Origin of the sequence: Cellulosimicrobium sp. NPDC057127 (assembly GCF_042670945.1) — a bacterium.
GTDB lineage: Bacteria > Actinomycetota > Actinomycetes > Actinomycetales > Cellulomonadaceae > Cellulosimicrobium.
Genome location: NZ_JBHUUP010000003.1, coordinates 1 through 15,987 on the forward strand (window position 1 = coordinate 1; position 15,987 = coordinate 15,987).

13 protein-coding genes are annotated in these 15,987 nt (G+C 74.1%); 9 read left to right on the plus strand and 4 right to left on the minus strand.

Annotated elements, in window-relative coordinates; translation table 11 throughout:
- Positions 1 to 77 precede the first annotated feature (77 nt).
- Positions 78 to 296, minus strand: coding sequence for a hypothetical protein (locus ACFTZA_RS03400; protein WP_378190789.1), 219 nt, complete (start codon positions 294 to 296; stop codon positions 78 to 80).
- 155 nt (positions 297 to 451) lie between these two features.
- Between ACFTZA_RS03400 and ACFTZA_RS03405 the strand changes: the two genes are divergently transcribed.
- The 5 genes from ACFTZA_RS03405 to ACFTZA_RS03425 all read left to right on the plus strand — a co-directional run bounded on the left by ACFTZA_RS03405 (position 452) and on the right by ACFTZA_RS03425 (position 4,784).
- On the plus strand, positions 452 to 2,581 hold the full coding sequence (locus tag ACFTZA_RS03405) for a type IIA DNA topoisomerase subunit B (RefSeq protein WP_378190791.1): 2,130 nt from the start codon (positions 452 to 454) through the stop codon (positions 2,579 to 2,581).
- A gap of 92 nt (positions 2,582 to 2,673) precedes the next feature.
- Positions 2,674 to 3,162, plus strand: a complete 489-nt coding sequence (locus tag ACFTZA_RS03410) for a DUF4430 domain-containing protein (protein WP_378190794.1) — start codon at positions 2,674 to 2,676, stop codon at positions 3,160 to 3,162.
- On the plus strand, positions 3,159 to 3,755 hold the full coding sequence (locus ACFTZA_RS03415) for a DUF6580 family putative transport protein (RefSeq protein ID WP_378190797.1): 597 nt from the start codon (positions 3,159 to 3,161) through the stop codon (positions 3,753 to 3,755). Before ACFTZA_RS03410 ends, ACFTZA_RS03415 begins: the two co-directional genes overlap by 4 nt.
- Before the next feature lie 24 nt (positions 3,756 to 3,779).
- Entirely contained in the window at positions 3,780 to 4,304 is a 525-nt protein-coding gene (locus ACFTZA_RS03420) for an O-acetyl-ADP-ribose deacetylase (protein WP_378190800.1), read from the plus strand.
- A gap of 117 nt (positions 4,305 to 4,421) precedes the next feature.
- Positions 4,422 to 4,784 (plus strand): DUF2200 domain-containing protein, encoded by a 363-nt coding sequence (locus tag ACFTZA_RS03425; protein WP_378190802.1) that lies wholly within the window; start codon positions 4,422 to 4,424, stop codon positions 4,782 to 4,784.
- On the opposite strand, the gene ACFTZA_RS03430 is transcribed toward ACFTZA_RS03425, so the two are convergent.
- Together ACFTZA_RS03430 and ACFTZA_RS03435 are read right to left on the minus strand one after the other, a co-directional pair.
- A complete protein-coding gene (locus ACFTZA_RS03430; RefSeq protein WP_378190804.1) occupies positions 4,777 to 5,217 on the minus strand; it encodes a VOC family protein in 441 nt (146 codons plus the stop codon). The two genes, ACFTZA_RS03425 and ACFTZA_RS03430, sit on opposite strands and share 8 nt — an antisense overlap.
- 13 nt (positions 5,218 to 5,230) lie before the next feature.
- The gene (locus ACFTZA_RS03435) at positions 5,231 to 5,878 is read right to left on the minus strand and encodes a dihydrofolate reductase family protein (RefSeq protein ID WP_378190806.1); all 648 of its coding nucleotides are present in this window, start codon (positions 5,876 to 5,878) and stop codon (positions 5,231 to 5,233) included.
- Between the two features lie 279 nt (positions 5,879 to 6,157).
- On the opposite strand from ACFTZA_RS03435, the gene ACFTZA_RS03440 reads away from it, so the two are divergent.
- Genes ACFTZA_RS03440 through ACFTZA_RS03450 form a run of 3 tightly spaced genes read left to right on the plus strand, consistent with a single transcriptional unit; the run spans position 6,158 to position 10,862 of the window.
- The gene (locus tag ACFTZA_RS03440; RefSeq protein WP_378190807.1) at positions 6,158 to 7,180 is read left to right on the plus strand and encodes a 3-oxoacyl-ACP synthase III; all 1,023 of its coding nucleotides are present in this window, start codon (positions 6,158 to 6,160) and stop codon (positions 7,178 to 7,180) included.
- Positions 7,177 to 9,861, plus strand: coding sequence for an alpha/beta fold hydrolase (locus tag ACFTZA_RS03445; RefSeq protein WP_378190809.1), 2,685 nt, complete (start codon positions 7,177 to 7,179; stop codon positions 9,859 to 9,861). Before ACFTZA_RS03440 ends, ACFTZA_RS03445 begins: the two co-directional genes overlap by 4 nt.
- Positions 9,858 to 10,862, plus strand: coding sequence for an NAD-dependent epimerase/dehydratase family protein (locus tag ACFTZA_RS03450; RefSeq protein WP_378190811.1), 1,005 nt, complete (start codon positions 9,858 to 9,860; stop codon positions 10,860 to 10,862). The genes ACFTZA_RS03445 and ACFTZA_RS03450 overlap by 4 nt, the downstream gene beginning before the upstream one ends.
- A gap of 74 nt (positions 10,863 to 10,936) precedes the next feature.
- Here the strand turns inward: ACFTZA_RS03450 and metH are convergent, their stop codons facing one another.
- Positions 10,937 to 14,518: a methionine synthase gene (metH, locus tag ACFTZA_RS03455; protein WP_378190813.1), complete on the minus strand. Its 3,582-nt coding sequence runs from the start codon at positions 14,516 to 14,518 to the stop codon at positions 10,937 to 10,939.
- 141 nt (positions 14,519 to 14,659) lie between these two features.
- Here metH and ACFTZA_RS03460 point away from each other — a divergent pair, with 141 nt between their 5' ends.
- Positions 14,660 to 15,796: a GNAT family N-acetyltransferase gene (locus ACFTZA_RS03460; protein WP_378190814.1), complete on the plus strand. Its 1,137-nt coding sequence runs from the start codon at positions 14,660 to 14,662 to the stop codon at positions 15,794 to 15,796.
- The last annotated feature ends 191 nt before the right edge of the window (positions 15,797 to 15,987 follow it).

Sequence of the window (15,987 nt, forward strand, 5' to 3'; positions counted from 1 at the left end):
GCCCGGGACCGTGGAGGTCCCGGGCCGTCGTCGAAGGCTGGGCCGCGTCACACCGTGCGCGGCCGGTCGACCGGAGATCAGAGCGCGCCGGCTCCGTGCTCGGCGAGCAGACGGTCGGTCTCGTCCTGGACGTGGGTCGCGAGGTCCGCGTACGCGTCGGCGTGGGCCCGTGCGTGGTGGCCGCAGAACAGCAGCTCGCCGGTCGGCAGGACCACGCGGACGTACGCCTGTGCGCCGCAGCGGTCGCAGCGGTCGGCCGCGGTCAGGGGTTCGGTGGTGGTCGTCGTAGCAGTCACCCGACCATGAAACCATCTTGTCGGGTGCTTGCGAGCGCGAACGGCCCCCGGTTCGCTCCCCGCGTACCCCGCCGCTGCGGGGAACACGGCACGGGCCGACGTTCCCGCGGCGGGGCGGCGCCGGGCATGTGGGTCGCCTCGTCTAGGCTGTCGCCGTGACGACCACCTCCGCTGAGTCCAGCTACACCGCTCGGCACCTGTCCGTCCTCGAGGGCCTCGAGGCGGTGCGGAAGCGACCGGGCATGTACATCGGCTCGACCGACTCGCGCGGCCTCATGCACTGCCTCTGGGAGATCATCGACAACTCGGTCGACGAGGCCCTGGCGGGCAACTGCTCCCAGATCCGGATCGTGCTGCACGCGGACTCGTCGGTGACGGTCGAGGACGACGGCCGCGGCATCCCCGTCGACATCGAGCCCAAGACGGGCCTGTCCGGCGTCGAGGTCGTCTTCACGAAGCTGCACGCGGGCGGCAAGTTCGGCGGCGGGTCGTACACCGCGTCGGGCGGGCTGCACGGGGTCGGCGCCTCGGTGGTCAACGCGCTGTCGTCGCGGCTCGACGTCGAGGTGGACCGCGGCGGAAAGACGCACCGCATGACGTTCCACCGCGGCGAGCCGGGGACGTTCGCGGACCCGAAGACCGGGCCCGTGCCGGACGCGCCGTTCGAACCGTTCGTCAGCCGCTCCGAGCTCGCGGTGGTGGGCAGGACCAAGCGGGGCGTGACGGGGACCCGTGTGCGGTACTGGGCGGACCGGCAGATCTTCCCCAAGAACGCGGTCTTCTCCTACGACGAGCTGGTCACGCGCGTGCGCCAGACGACGTTCCTCGTCCCGGGCCTGCAGATCACGGTCCGCGACGAGCGTGGCCTGCCGGGCACGCCGGCCGAAGACGGCCCGCACGAGGAGACGTTCGTCCACCACGGCGGCTCCGTCGACTTCGTCGAGTTCCTCGCTCCGGACTCGCCGGTGACGGCGACGTGGCACCTCACGGGGAGCGGCACGTTCACCGAGACCGTCCCCGTCCTGGACGACCGCGGTCACATGACGCCGCAGGCCGTGCAGCGCGAGTGCGAGGTCGACGTGGCGCTGCGCTGGGGCGCGGGCTACGAGACCGAGGTGCGCAGCTTCGTCAACATCATCGCGACCCCGAAGGGCGGCTCCCACCTCGGCGGGTTCGAGCAGGGCCTGCTCAAGGTGCTGCGCAAGGCCGTCGAGACGAACGCCCGCCGCCTGAAGGTCTCCACGAAGGACGCCTCGGAGCGCATCGAGAAGGACGACGTCCTCGCGGGCCTGACGGCGGTCGTGACCGTCCGGCTCGCCGAGCCGCAGTTCGAGGGGCAGACGAAGGAGGTCCTCGGCACCGCGCCGGTGCGGGGGATCGTCACGCGCGTCGTGGAGAAGGAGCTGAACGCGCTCCTGACGTCGTCCAAGCGCGACGACAAGACGCAGGCGGCGCTGCTGCTCGACAAGGTCGTCGCGGAGATGCGGGCCCGCATCACGGCGCGCAAGCAGAAGGAGATCTCGCGCCGCAAGAACGCGCTCGAGACGTCCTCGCTGCCGGCGAAGCTCGTGGACTGCCGCAGCGACGACGTCGAGCGCAGCGAGCTCTTCATCGTCGAGGGGGACAGCGCGCTCGGCACGGCGCGCCTCGCGCGCAGCTCGGACTTCCAGGCGCTCCTGCCGATCCGCGGGAAGATCCTCAACGTGCAGAAGGCGTCGGTCAGCGACATGCTGCGCAACGCCGAGTGCACGGCGATCATCCAGGTGATCGGCGCCGGTTCCGGGCGGTCGTTCGAGCTCGAGGCCGCGCGCTACGGCAAGATCGTGCTGATGACCGACGCGGACGTCGACGGCGCGCACATCCGCACGCTGCTGCTCACGCTCTTCTACCGGTACATGAAGCCGCTCGTGGAGGCCGGTCGCGTCTTCGCCGCCGTCCCGCCGCTGCACCGCGTCGAGGTCATCGGGGCCGGGCGGCGCAAGAACGAGTACATCTACACGTACTCCGAGGCCGAGCTCGCCGCGACCCTCAAGAAGCTCGACAAGGCGGGCCGCCGGTACAAGGAGGACATCCAGCGGTACAAGGGCCTGGGGGAGATGGACGCCGACCAGCTGGCCGAGACGACCATGGACCCGCGCCACCGCACGCTGCGTCGTGTCACGGCCGAGCACGCCGAGGCGGCCGAGCGCGTGTTCGAGCTGCTCATGGGCAGCGACGTCGCGCCGCGCAAGGACTTCATCGTCCAGGGTGCGGCGGAGCTGGACCGCGTGCGCATCGACGTCTGATCGGTCCGTCCGCGGCACGACGTGGGCTGCCTCGTCCGTCCGCCAGTCGGGCGACCCTGCGCGGGGTCGCGCGCGCTCCGTACGCTGTGGCGGTGACCCTCCAGACCTTCCGCGAGGCGCCGACGCGCCCGCTCACCGCCCTGACGTCCTTCCTGCTCGCCGTCGGCCTGCTCGCGGGCTGCGGCGCCTCGGCCGACGACGCCGACGCGTCCTCCTCGCCCACCGTCGCCGAGTCCTCGGCGGGCGACGAGACGTCGGACGCCTCTGCGGACGGCGACGACCCGACGGAGGACCAGGGCTCGGACGACGCCGAGGGCCAGGACGAGGTGCCGGAGCTCTCCTACGAGGGCGAGGACGGGCGCACGGCGCTGGACCTCCTGCTCGAGGCCGACCCGTCCGCCCAGGTGAGCGGTGAGGGCGAGAACGCGTTCGTCACCGCGATCGACGGTGTCGCCGCCGACCCGGACGGCGAGTTCTGGGCGCTGTACGTGAACGGCGAGATGGCGAGCGTGGGAGCCGGCTCGCTCGAGACCGAGGACGGGGACGAGATCACGTGGAAGCTCGAGGCCTTCACCTCATGACGCACGACGCGGGGCAGCCGGGGCTCGCCCTCCTGAGGCGGTGGTGGCGTCCTGCGCTCGTCGTCGGCCTCGTGCTCCTCGCGGTCGTGTGGCGGCTGGTGCGCGCCGACCTGGGTGCGCCGCCGAACCTCGAGCTCGTCACCGCCGCGACGTTCGCGGCGACGCTCCTGCTGCGCTCGCGCTGGGCGTTCGTCGTGCCGCTCGCCGTGACGGTCGTGTCCGACGTCGTGCTGGGCAACACCACGATCGCGCTGTTCACCTGGAGCGCGTGGCTCGTCGTGGGTCTGGGGTCGCTGCTCGCGCGGGACACGTCGGGGTGGCGGCGCGTGGGTGCGGGCGCGGCGTTCGGCGTCGCGGGGTCGCTGTGGTTCTTCCTCTGGACGAACTTCGGCGTGTGGCTCCAGAGCCGTGGCACCTGGTACGCCCCGGGGGTCGACGGTCTCGTCGCGAGCTACGTCGCGGGCCTGCCGTTCCTGCGGACGATGCTGCTCGGCAACCTCGTGCTCGTGCCGCTCGTCGCGGCGGGCACGCTGCTCGTCGACCGCCTGGAGACGTCGCGCGGCCTCGCGGGCGCCACGCCCCACCCTGCCTGACCCGCCGGCCCGTAGGGTCGGTACATGCGGATCTCGGCGGAGCTCGGGGACATCACTCGCGTGACGACGGACGTCGTGGTCAATGCCGCCAACTCCAGCCTGCTGGGCGGGGGAGGGGTCGACGGCGCGATCCACGCCGCCGCCGGCAGTGGGCTCCTCGCCGCGTGCTGGGAGCTGCGGCGAACCGTGCTCCCGGACGGGCTACCCGTGGGTGACGCCGTCGCCACGGACGCGTTCGAGCTGCCGGCCCGGTGGGTCGTGCACACCGTCGGGCCGAACCGTCACCGCGGCGAGACGGACCCCGCGCTGCTCGCGTCGTGCTTCACGCGGTCCCTCGAGGTGGCGGCCGGGCTCGGGGCGACGTCCGTCGCGTTCCCCGCCGTCGGTGCGGGGGTGTTCGGCTGGGACGCGCCGACGGCCGCGACCGTCTCCGTGGGGGCGGTGCGGTCGTGGCGGCCGGACGCCGGGACGAGCGTGCAAGAGGTTCGCTTCGTCCTGTTCGGCGCACCGCTCCTCGCCGCGTTCCATGAGGCGCTCGCGGGGAGCTGAGCGCACGTCCGCCCCGCCGTGCAGCGCGAGCCCCGGGTCCAGAGTCCGGAGTCTTCGGGGCGCCGGACCGGGTGGGAGACTGTGCGTCGCACGCACCGCGCACGGAGGAGGCCACGCATGACGCGACCGCGGATCTTCGGGATGAGCTTCGCCAGCATCTACCCGCTCTACGTCGCCAAGGTCGAGCGGAAGGGCCGCTCCCGGGACGACGTCGACCGCGTCGTCTCCTGGCTCACGGGTTACGACCGGGCCGGTCTGGAGCAGGCGATCGCGGACGAGGTGGACCTCGAGACGTTCTTCGACCAGGCGCCGGCGATGCACCCGAACACGTCGCTCATCACGGGGGTGATCTGCGGCCACCGGGTCGAGGACATCGAGGACCCGCTCATGCAGAAGATCCGCTACATGGACAAGCTCGTCGACGAGGTCGCGCGCGGCAAGAAGTTGACGTCGATCCTGCGGGGCGAACCCGTCAGCTGAGCTCCTCGGCGAGCGCGACGACGATCCCGCTCGGCCCGCGCAGGTAGCAGAGCAGGTAGGCGTCCTCGTACCGCACGATCTCACCGAGCAGCTCGCCGCCGTGGCCTCGGAGCCGCTCGACGGTCTCGCGGACGTCGTCGACGGCGAACATCACCCGGTGCAGACCCAGGGTGTTCGGCGGTGCGTGCTGGAGACCGGCGTCGACCGGCACGGGCGTGACGTAGCGCGTCAGCTCGAGCCGGCCGTGGCCTCCGGGGACGCGCATCATCGCGATCTCGGACCGCATCCCCTCGAGCCCGACGACGCGCCCCGCCCACTCGCTGTCGACCGGCATCCGGCCCTCGAGCTCCATCCCGAGCTCGGTGAAGAACGCCACTGCCTCGTCGAGGTCCTCGACGACGACGGCGACGTTGTCCAGGCGCTGGATCGCCATGGTGAGTCCTCTCTCAGGCGCCGTGCTCGACGCCGCGGTCGGGTGCGGCCATGTCTCCCGTGCCCGGGGTGCCCTCGGCGAGGGCGTACCGCAGGAGCACCGTGCCCCTCGGGCTGGCCGCGGGCGGTTCGAGGAGCACCAGGTTGGACGGTACCGCGCCACCGTCGAACACGGACTTGCCGGCGCCCAGCACGATCGGGTGCACCCACAGGTCGAGGCGGTCGAAGAGTTTCTCGCGCAGGAGGGTCTGCACGAGGTCGAGGCTGCCGACGACCTTCACGTGCTCGTGCCGGTCCCGGACCTCGCGCACGGCGGCGGCGAGGTCGGGGCCGAGCTGCGTCGACCCGGCCCACGACAGGTCGGGCGTGCCGCGTGAAGCGACGTACTTGGGGACGCGGTTGAACAGCGTGGCGATGTCGTCGTCCGCGCCGCCTTCCTGGTGCGGCCAGTACGCGGCGAAGATGTCGTACGTCCTGCGCCCGAGCAGCAGCGCGTCCGTGCTCTCGTAGGCCGCGGCGACCTGCGCCCCGGCGACGTCGTCGAGCAGCGGCGCCTGCCAGCCGCCGTACGCGAACCCGTTGTCCGGGTCCTCGTCCGGACCGCCGGGCGCCTGCCCGACGAGGTCCAGGGTCGTGAACAGCTCGATCTCGATGAGTCCCATGGTGTCTCCCGCTCCTCGCCGTCTCGGTGCCGGGTAGACCGCGCGGCGCCGGGGAAGTCATCGGGGCCGGGGCCCGCCGTGCCGACGTGGCACATCCCACAACGCCCGGTTGGAACGGCGGACTCGCCCCGAGCGTCCTACGCTCGAGAACGCGGGAGTGGACGGCACCGGCCGTCGCCCCCCGCCCGGCGCGGTCGCGCGGCCGCACCGGCGGTCACGCGCCCCCGGTCGACTCGTCGCTGAGCCGGGCGCCCGTGCGTCCGGCCGTCTGGAGCTCGTGTGTCAGGTAACGCCACCGCCAGGTTCACCAACGTCGCGCTGCTGTCCGTCACCAGCCGGCTTCCCGCCGGCGTGCGGACGTCTGCCGAGGTGCAGGAGCGTCTCGCTCCCGCGCTGCGGCGGCTGCGCCTGCCGTCCACACTGCTGGAACGGGTGGCGGGCGTGCGCGAGCGCCGCGCCTGGACCGCCCAGGAGGACGTCGACGACGCGACGGTCGCCGCAGGGCAGGAGGCGCTCCGCGCCGCCGGGGTGGACCCGAGCGACGTCGGGCTCCTGATCAACACGTCGGTCACGCGCAAGCACCTCGAGCCGTCGGTCGCGGTCCGGCTGCACCACGGGCTCGGCCTGCCGTCGTCCGCCACCAACTTCGACGTCGCCAACGCGTGCCTCGGCTTCATCAACGGCATGAGTCTCGCCGCGGGCATGATCGAGTCGGGTCAGATCCGCTACGCGGTCGTCGTGGACGGCGAGGACGCCGACGTCATCCACGACCGCACGATCGAGCGGCTGCTGCGCGAGGACCGGGACCGCGACGACTTCATGCAGGAGTTCGCGTCGCTCACGCTCGGCTCCGGCTCGGCCGCCGCCGTGCTGGGCCGCGCGGACGAGCACCCGCACGCCCACCGTGTGCTCGGCGGCGTCACCCGCGCCGCCACCCGGTTCCACGACCTGTGCGTGGGCAGCACCGACGGCATGTTCACCGACGCCAAGGCGCTGCTCGAGGGTGGCCTCGAGCTGGTCGTGGACGCCTGGAAGGACGCGGTCGCCGACTGGGACTGGTCCTCCATGGACCGGTACGTCACGCACCAGGTCTCGCGCGTGCACACGAACGCGATCGTCGAGGCGGTGGGCCTGGACCGCTCCCGCGTACCCACCACCTACGAGCGGCTCGGCAACGTGGGGCCGGCGTCCGTGCCGATCACGCTCGCCGAGGAGCAGGAGTCGCTCACCTCCGGCGACCGCGTGCTGCTCATGGGCGTGGGCTCCGGCATCAACACGGCGATGCTGGAGCTGGCCTGGTGACCGGGCCCGCCCTCTCGCCCGCGACCGATCCCCTCCCGCGCCCCGCCCGCACCGTCCCGCCCGGGCTGCCCGGCCTGGACCCGCGGTACAGCCACGTGCTGCGCGACGCCCGGGGCGCGACCTGGCACTACCTCGACACGGGCCCCGAGCTCGAGCGACACGGTCTCGCGCCCGTCGGCACCGTGCTCGCCGTGCACGGCAACCCGACGTGGTCGTACCTGTGGCGGGGGCTCGTGACCGACTCCGTCGCCGCCGCCCGGGGCGGCGGTCCGGCGTGGCGCGTCGTCGCCGTCGACCAGCTCGAGATGGGGTTCTCCGCCCGCACCGGCGAGCACCGCCCCCTCGCCCGCCGCGTCGCGGACCTGGGCGCCTTCACCGACGCCCTCGGCCTCGCCGGGCCTGTCGTCACCCTCGGCCACGACTGGGGCGGCGTCGTCTCCCTCGGCTGGGCCGTCGACCACCCCGACCTCCTCGCCGGCGTCGCGCTGCTCAACACGGCGGTGCACCAGCCTGACGGCGCCGCGGTGCCCGCGCCGCTGCGCCTCGCGCTCGCCGGGCCCGTGCACCGGCTGGGCACCCGCACGACGCGTGCCTTCCTCGACACGACGCTCGCCCTGGCGCGCCCGGGCCTGCCCGACGACGTCGCAGACGCCTACCGGCTGCCTTACCGCGCCGCGCCCGACCGCGAGGGGATCGAGGGCTTCGTCGCCGACATCCCCGTGGACGCCGCGCACCCCAGCGCGCCCGAGCTCGACCGTATCGCTGCCGGCGTCGCGCGGCTCCGCGTGCCCGCCGTGCTGCTGTGGGGGCCGCACGACCCGGTGTTCTCCGACCGCTACCTCGACGACCTCGTGCGCCGGCTGCCGCACGCGCACGTGCACCGGTTCTCCGGCGCCGGCCACCTCGTCGCCGAGGACGCGGACTGGACGCCCGCTGTCCTCGGGTGGCTCGGGAGCGAGGTGCTCGCACCAGCAGGCACCGACGGCTCCGCGACGGCCGGTGCCGGCACCACCGGTGCCGATGGGACTGCAGCCTCGCCGTTCGTGCCGCTGTGGGCGGGGCTGGACGCGCGGGCGGACGACGACGCGCCCGCCGTGCTGGACATGGCGGCGACCGGTGCCGACGGGTCTGCCCGGGCCGTGAGCTGGCGGGCGCTGGCCCGTCAGGTGCAGCGGGTGGCCGCGGGGCTGCACGCGATCGGGGTGCGCAAGGGCGACCGGGTGTCGCTGCTGGTGCAGCCGGGGCCCACGCTGACCGCGCTGGTGTACGCGTGCCTGCGGATCGGGGCCGTCGTGGTGGTCGCCGACGCCGGGCTGGGGGTCCGCGGGCTCACCCGCGCCCAGCGCGGGGCGTGGCCGCGGTTCGTCGTCGCGCAGAGAAAGGGCCTGGCCGCGGCGCGCGCGCTCGGCTGGCCGGGCGTGCGGATCTCGGCCGACCCGCTCGCGCCCGCGGTCCGACGGGCGCTGGGCGTGGCGCACGAGCTCGTCGACGTCGCGCGTGCCGGGGAGGGCGCGGCGCTGCCGGCCGAGCCCGGCCCCGAGGACGAGGCCGCCGTGCTGTTCACGTCCGGGTCCACGGGCCCGGCGAAGGGCGTCGTGTACTCGCACGCGCGCCTCTCCGCGCTGCGGGACACGCTCGCGGAGCACTTCGACGTCGGCCCCGACACCGGGCTGGTCACGGGCTTCGCCCCGTTCGCGCTGCTCGGGCCCGCGCTCGGCACCCGGTCGGTGACGCCGCGCATGGACGTCTCCTCGCCGCGCACGCTCACCGCCCGGGCCGTCGCCGACGCCGTGCGCGCGTCGGACGCGCGCATCGTGTTCCTCTCGCCCGCCGCGATCCTCAACGTGGTCGCGACCGCCGGCGCGCTCGACGACGCCGACCTCGCGGCGCTCGAGCGCGTGCGCACGTTCCTCTCCACGGGCGCGCCGATCTCGGCCGACCTGCTCGGCTCGGCCGCCGAGCTCATGCCCGCGGCCACGGCGCACACCCCGTACGGGATGACGGAGTGCCTGCTGGTCACGGACGTCACGCTCGACGGCATCCGCGACGCCGCCGCGGCCCCCGACGCGGGCGTGTGCGTGGGCCGCCCCGTGCCCGGGGCGGAGGTGCTCGTCAGCGCGCTCGACGACGACGGCGCCGCGACCGGCGCGCCGTCGGCGGCGCCCGGCGTGCTCGGCGAGGTCCTCGTGCGGGCGGGGCACCTCAAGGAGCGCTACGACCGGCTGTGGCTCACCGACCAGGCCGCCGAGCGCGACACCCCGCCCGGGCGCTGGCACCGCACCGGCGACGTCGGGCACCTCGACGCGCAGGGCCGCCTGTGGATCGAGGGGCGGCTCGGGCACGTGCTCCGCACCGCCGACGGCCCGCTGGCTCCCGTGGGGCCGGAGCAGCACGTGGAGCGGGTGGCGCAGGTCCGACGGGCCGCCGTCGTCGGCGTCGGGCCCGCGGGTCTGCAGCAGGCGGTCGCGGTGGTCGAGACCGTGCCCGGCGTCCGGCGCCCCGGGCTGGCGCCCGAGGCGCTGACCGCCGCCGTGCGCGCCGCGTCGCCCGTGGCGCTCGCGGCCGTGCTCGTGGTGCCGCGCATGCCCACCGACGTGCGGCACAACTCGAAGATCGACCGGGCGCGTCTCGCCGGCTGGGCGGACGGCGTCCTCGCCGGCGGGCGGGTGGGTCGGCCGTGACCGTGCTCGTGACCGGGGCGTCGGGTCTGCTCGGAGGCGCCGTCGCCCGCGCGCTCGTCGCGCGCGGCGACGACGTCCGCACGCTTCAGCGCCGCCCCTCCGGGGTGCCGGGCGTGGAGGACGTCCAGGGGTCGGTGACCGACCCGGCGACCGTCGCGCGCGCCGTCGAGGGCGTCGACGCGGTCGTGCACCTCGCGGCCAAGGTGTCGCTCGCGGGCGAGCCCGCGGAGTTCCACGCCGTGAACGTCGAGGGCACCCGCGCGCTCCTCGACGCGGCCGAGCGCGCCGGGGTCGAGCGGTTCGTGCAGGTGTCCTCGCCGTCCGTGGCCCACCTGGGCTCGTCCCTGGTCGGGGCGGGCACGACGCCGGCCGACCCCCGGCACGCGCGCGGCGAGTACGCGCGCACCAAGGCGGCGGCCGAGCTGCTCGCCCTGGGCCGCGACCGCCGTCGCCGGCCGGACGGGTCGGGGGAGACGGGACCGAGCGTCGTCGCCGTGCGCCCGCACATCGTGTGGGGGCCGGGCGACACCCAGCTCGTCGAGCGGGTGCTCGAGCGCGCCGCGGGCGGCCGCCTACCCCTGCTGGGGCACGGCGCAGCGCTCATCGACACGCTCTACGTGGACAACGCCGCCGACGGGATCCTCGCCGCGCTCGACCGCGCCCACGACGTGCACGGCCGCGCGTACGTGCTGACCAACGGCGAGCCGCGCACCGTCGCCGACCTGCTCACGGGCATCTGCCGCGCGGGCGGCGTCGAGCCGCCGCGGTGGCGCGTCCCGGCCGGGGTCGCGCGGGCCGCGGGCAGCCTGGTCGAGGCCGTCTGGCGCGTGCACCCGGGCGCCGACGAGCCGCCGATGACGCGCTTCCTCGCCGAGCAGCTGTCGACCGCGCACTGGTTCGACCAGCGGGCCACGCGCCGCGACCTGCGCTGGCGCCCCGCCGTGGGCGTCGACGAAGGGTTGCGGCGCCTGGCCGCGCACTACGGCGGCACGGCCGCCTGAGCCGGTCCGTGGCACCCGTGATCGGCACGTGACCGGTACGGAGATCCCGTACCGGGCACACGCCCACGAGGAGCTCACACCGAGTAGTACTTGGCCTCGGGGTGATGGAGGACGAACGCGTCGGTCGACTGCTCGGGGTGGAGCTGGAGCTCCGCGGAGAGCTCGACCCCGACGCGCTCGGGGCGCAGGAGCTCGACGACCTTCGTGCGGTCCTCCATGTCGGGGCACGCGGGGTAGCCGAGCGAGAACCGCGCGCCGCGGTACTCGAGCTTGAACATGCCCTCCGCGGAGTCCGGGTCCTCGTCGGCGAAGCCAAGCTCGGCGCGCACGCGCGCGTGCCACATCTCGGCGAGCGCCTCGGTGAGCTGCACCGAGAGCCCGTGGAGCTCCATGTACTCGCGGTAGTGGTTCCCCGCGAACAACGTCGCGGTGTGCTGGTCGACGCTCGCGCCCATGGTCACGAGCTGGACGGGCAGCACGTCGTACCGGCCGGTCTCCTCGACCCACGACCTCGGCCTGACGAAGTCGGCAAGGCACAGGTGCCGGTCGCGGCGCTGGCGCGGGAACGTGAAGCGCAGCCGCTCGGTCCCGGGCTCGCCGCCCGACCCGCCGTCGGGCGCCCCGATGCCGGCGAGCCCGGCGCCGTGGTGCGCGACGACGACGTCGTCGCCCTCCGACCACACGGGGAAGTATCCGTACACGACCGACGGGTCCACGACGCCCTCGGTGCGGATCCGGTCGAGCCACGCGTTGAGCCGCGGCCGCCCCTCGGTCTCGACGAGCTCCTCGTACGACGCCCCCTCGTCACCGCGCCCGGGCTTCAGCCCCCACTGGCCCATGAACGTCGCGCGCTCGTCGAGGAACGCCGCGTACTCGGCGAGCTGCAGGCCCTTGACGAGCCGCGTGCCCCAGAAGGGCGGCGTCGGCACAGGGTTGTCGGCGGCGACGTCGGACCGCGCGGGCAGGTCCTCGGGCGCGGTCTCCGTCACGGTGACCACCGCATGCCGGCGCTTCTTCAGCGCGGGCAGCCCGACGGCGTCGGGCGACTCGCCGCGTGCGACGCGCACGAGCGGCTCCATGAGCCGCAGCCCCTCGAACGCGTCGCGCGCGTACCGGACGACGCCCGGGAATTGCCCGGCCAGGTCGTCCTCGACGTACGTCCGGGTCAGCGCCGCGCCACCAAGAAGCACGGGCCAGCGGCCCGCGAGCCCTCGCGAGGCCAGCTCGGCGAGGTTCTCCTTCATGACGACCGTGGACTTCACGAGCAGGCCCGACATCCCGATGACGTCGGCGTCGTGCTCCTGCGCCGCCTCGATCATCGCCGACACCGGCTGCTTGATGCCGATGTTCACGACCGTGTAGCCGTTGTTCGTGAGGATGATGTCGACGAGGTTCTTGCCGATGTCGTGCACGTCGCCGCGCACGGTCGCGAGCACGATCGTGCCCTTGCTCCCGCTCTCGCCCTCGACCTTCTCCATGTGCGGCTCGAGGTGCGCGACGGCCGTCTTCATCACCTCGGCCGACTGGAGCACGAACGGGAGCTGCATCTCGCCGCGGCCGAACAGGTCGCCCACGACCTTCATGCCCTCGAGGAGGTGGTCGTTGACGATGTCGAGGGCCTTCATCCCGTCGGCGAGCGCGGCGTCGAGGTCGTCCTCGAGGCCCTTGCGCGCGCCGTCGACGATGCGTCGCTCGAGGCGCTCGCCGACCGGCAGCGCGGCGAGCTCCGCCGCCCGCGCGTCCTTGAGCGCGGCGGAGTCCACGCCCTCGAAGAGGTCGAGCAGGTGAGAGAGCGGGTCGTGCACGAGGTTGCCAGCGTCGTCGTACCCGCGCCGGTCCCGCACGAGGTCGAGCGCGGCCTCCCGCTGCTCGTCGGGGATCTGCGCGAGCGGCAGGATCTTCGCCGCGTGCACGATCGCCGAGTCCAGCCCGGCCTCGACCGCCTCGTGGAGGAACACCGAGTTGAGCACGGTCCGCGCCGCGGGGTTGAGCCCGAACGACACGTTGGACACCCCGAGCGTGGTGTGGATGCCGGGGTAGCGGTGCGTGATCTCGCGGATCGCCTCGATCGTCTCGATGGCGTCGCGCCGCGTCTCCTCCTGGCCCGTGGCGATGGGGAACGTCAGCGCGTCCACGATGATGTCGTCGACGCGCATGCCCCAGTCGCGCGTGAGCGTCTCGACGAGGCGGGTCGCGATCGCGACCTTCGTCTCCGCGGTGCGCGCCTGTCCCTCCTCGTCGATCGTCAGCGCGACGACCGCCGCGCCGTGCTCGACGACGTGCGGCATGATCCGCGCGAAGCGCGACGTCGGGCCGTCGCCGTCCTCGAAGTTCACCGAGTTCACCACGGCGCGCCCACCGACCAGCTGGAGCCCCGCCGCGATGACCTCGGGCTCGGTCGAGTCGATGACGAGCGGCAGCGTCGACGCGCTCGCGAGCCGCGAGACGACCTCGCGCACGTCCGCGACGCCGTCGCGGCCCACGTAGTCGACGCACACGTCGAGCAGGTGCGCGCCGTCGCGCGTCTGGGCGCGCGCGATCTCGACGCACTCGTCCCAGTTCTCCGCGAGCATCGCCTCGCGGAACGCCTTCGACCCGTTGGCGTTCGTCCGCTCGCCGATCGCGAGGAACGACGTGTCCTGGCGCAGGTCCGTGTGGGAGTACAGGCTCGCGACGCCGTTCTCGCGCTGCGGGTGGCGCTCCGCCACGGGGCGCGCGCGCACCGCCTCCACGACGCGCCGCAGGTGCTCGGGCGTCGTGCCGCAGCAGCCGCCCACGAGCCCGAGCCCGAACTCGGTGACGAACTGCGTGTGCGCGGCCGCGAGCTCGTCCGGCGTGAGCGGGTACGTCGCACCGTCCGGCCCCAGCACCGGCAGCCCCGCGTTGGGCATGCACGTCACGGGGATCTCCGCGTGGCGCGACAGGTGGCGCAGGTGCTCGCTCATCTCGGCGGGGCCGGTCGCGCAGTTGAGCCCGATCGCGTCGACGCCCAGCGCCTGCAGGGTCGTGAGCGCCGCGCCGATCTCGGAACCCATGAGCATCGTCCCGGTGGTCTCCACGGTCACCTGCGCGATCACCGGGACGGAGCGCCCCACCGTGCGCATCGCCGCGCGCGACCCGTTGACCGCCGCCTTCGTCTGGAGCAGGTCCTGGCTCGTCTCCACGAGGAGCGCGTCCGCGCCGCCGTCGAGCAGCCCGGCGGCCTGCTCGGCGAACGTGTCGCGCAGGTGGGCGTACGTCGTGTGGCCGAGGCTCGGCAGCTTCGTGCCGGGGCCCATCGAGCCGAGCACCCAGCGCGGGTGGTCGGGCGTCGCGAACGCGTCGGCCCGCTCGCGCGCGATGCGCGCGCCCGCGGCGGCGAGCTCGCGGATCCGGTCGTCGATCCCGTAGTCGGACAGGTTCGACCAGTTCGCGCCGAACGTGTTCGTCTCGATCGCGTCGACGCCGACCTCGAGGTAGGCGTCGTGCACGGAGCCGATGATGTCCGGGCGCGACACGTTGAGGATCTCGTTGCAGCCCTCCAGCCCCTCGTAGTCGTCGAGCGACGGGTCCTGGGCCTGAATCATCGTGCCCATCGCGCCGTCGGCGACGACCACGCGCGTGCGCAGCGCATGGGCGAAGGCCTCGGAGCGGACGTCGGCGGGGGAGGGGGCCATGTGGGGAAGGGTAGGACGTGCACCGCGCGTCGCGGTGCACCGTCTCTCGCAGTGGTCCCGGCACCGCAGCACCTGCGCGTCCGTGCGGTACCGGACGAAATGCGCGTGCCCGACGCCGGAGCGTCGCCTAGCGTTGTCTCCATGCCTTCGTCCCCTCCGGCCGACCCGGCCGCCCCCGCACCCGTCACCACGCTCGCCCCGATCGCCGAGCGTGCCGCCGCACCGGCGACGCTGCCGTCCGTGACCGCGGGCGACCTCACGTGGCGACCGGCCACGGCGGACGACGCCCACGCGCTGCTCACGCTGAAGAACGAGATCGCCGAGGCGGACGCCGAGCCCTACCGCGAGACCATCGCCGAGGTGCAGGACCTGTTCACCGCGAGCTGGCGCGACCTCGCGACCGACTCGCTCGTCGGCGCCGACGCGGACGGCACGCTGCGCGCGTGGGCCCTCGTCGACACCGCGCCCGGGGACGTCCGCACCGTCCGCACCTTCCTCCTCGGCGGCGTGCACCCGACGCACCGCGGGCGCGGTATCGGGCGCGAGCTGCTCGCCTGGGAGATCGCGCGCGGGCGCCAGCTCCTCGCCGCGAGCGGCAAGGAGATCCCCGCGCGCATCACGCTCTACGCCGAGGACACCGACCCCGAGGCCAAGACGCACCTGTACGAGCGGTTCGGCTTCGTGGCCCGTCGCTTCTACTCCGACCTGCGGCGCGACCTCGCCGAGCCCGTCCCCGAGGTCTCGCTCGAGGGGTCGCTGCGCGTCGTGCCCTGGTCCGCCGAGCTCGACGAGGCGACCCGGCTCGCGCACAACGACGCGTTCCGCGACCACTGGGGCAGCGAACCCCGCTCCGCCGAGTCGTGGACGCACGGACGCAGCGAGTTCGCCCCCCAGTGGTCGTTCCTCGTCGTGGACGACGCCCCGGACGCCGACACGCTGCTCGCCGACCCGCACACCGACCCGTCGACCGCAGCCGCGCTGCGTGCGGGCGAGCCGCTCGTGGTCGGCTACCAGCTGGCCGGGCGCTACGACGAGGACTTCCCCGTGCGGGGGTACACGTTCGGGTACACCGAGCTCCTCGGCGTGCGGCGCTCGTACCGCGGGCACCGCGTCGCGGTCGCGGCGCTCGCCGCCGGGATGCGCGCGTTCGCCGCCGACGGCATGCAGTACGCCGTCCTGGACGTCGACACGGAGAACCCCTCGGGCGCGCACGGGCTCTACGCGAGCCTGGGCTACACGAAGGTGTCGGGCTCGCGCATGTACTCGATCGAGCTCTGAGGGCGTCGTCCCCGTGGCATGCGCCCGGGGGCGACAGCGGGGGTGCACCCGGGAGGGTGCGGGGCCCTGCCCGGCCGAGCTGCCGTGCCCGGCCCGTAGAATCGTCCCGGCCCCCGCGCGGGCCGGTCCCGCCCGGGCGCCCGCCCGAGGCCGAGCCGACCGGCCGCCGTCGGGCACCTGAAGCCACCCGA

Coding starts and splice junctions, on each gene's coding strand:
- ACFTZA_RS03415 (WP_378190797.1), top strand. CDS start 3,159: ATGACGCACGACGCGGGGCAGCCGGGGCTCGCCCTCCTGAGGCGGTGG.
- ACFTZA_RS03420 (WP_378190800.1), top strand. CDS start 3,780: ATGCGGATCTCGGCGGAGCTCGGGGACATCACTCGCGTGACGACGGAC.
- ACFTZA_RS03425 (WP_378190802.1), top strand. CDS start 4,422: ATGACGCGACCGCGGATCTTCGGGATGAGCTTCGCCAGCATCTACCCG.
- ACFTZA_RS03430 (WP_378190804.1), bottom strand. CDS start 5,217: ATGGCGATCCAGCGCCTGGACAACGTCGCCGTCGTCGTCGAGGACCTC.
- ACFTZA_RS03435 (WP_378190806.1), bottom strand. CDS start 5,878: ATGGGACTCATCGAGATCGAGCTGTTCACGACCCTGGACCTCGTCGGG.
- metH (WP_378190813.1), bottom strand. CDS start 14,518: ATGGCCCCCTCCCCCGCCGACGTCCGCTCCGAGGCCTTCGCCCATGCG.
- ACFTZA_RS03460 (WP_378190814.1), top strand. CDS start 14,660: ATGCCTTCGTCCCCTCCGGCCGACCCGGCCGCCCCCGCACCCGTCACC.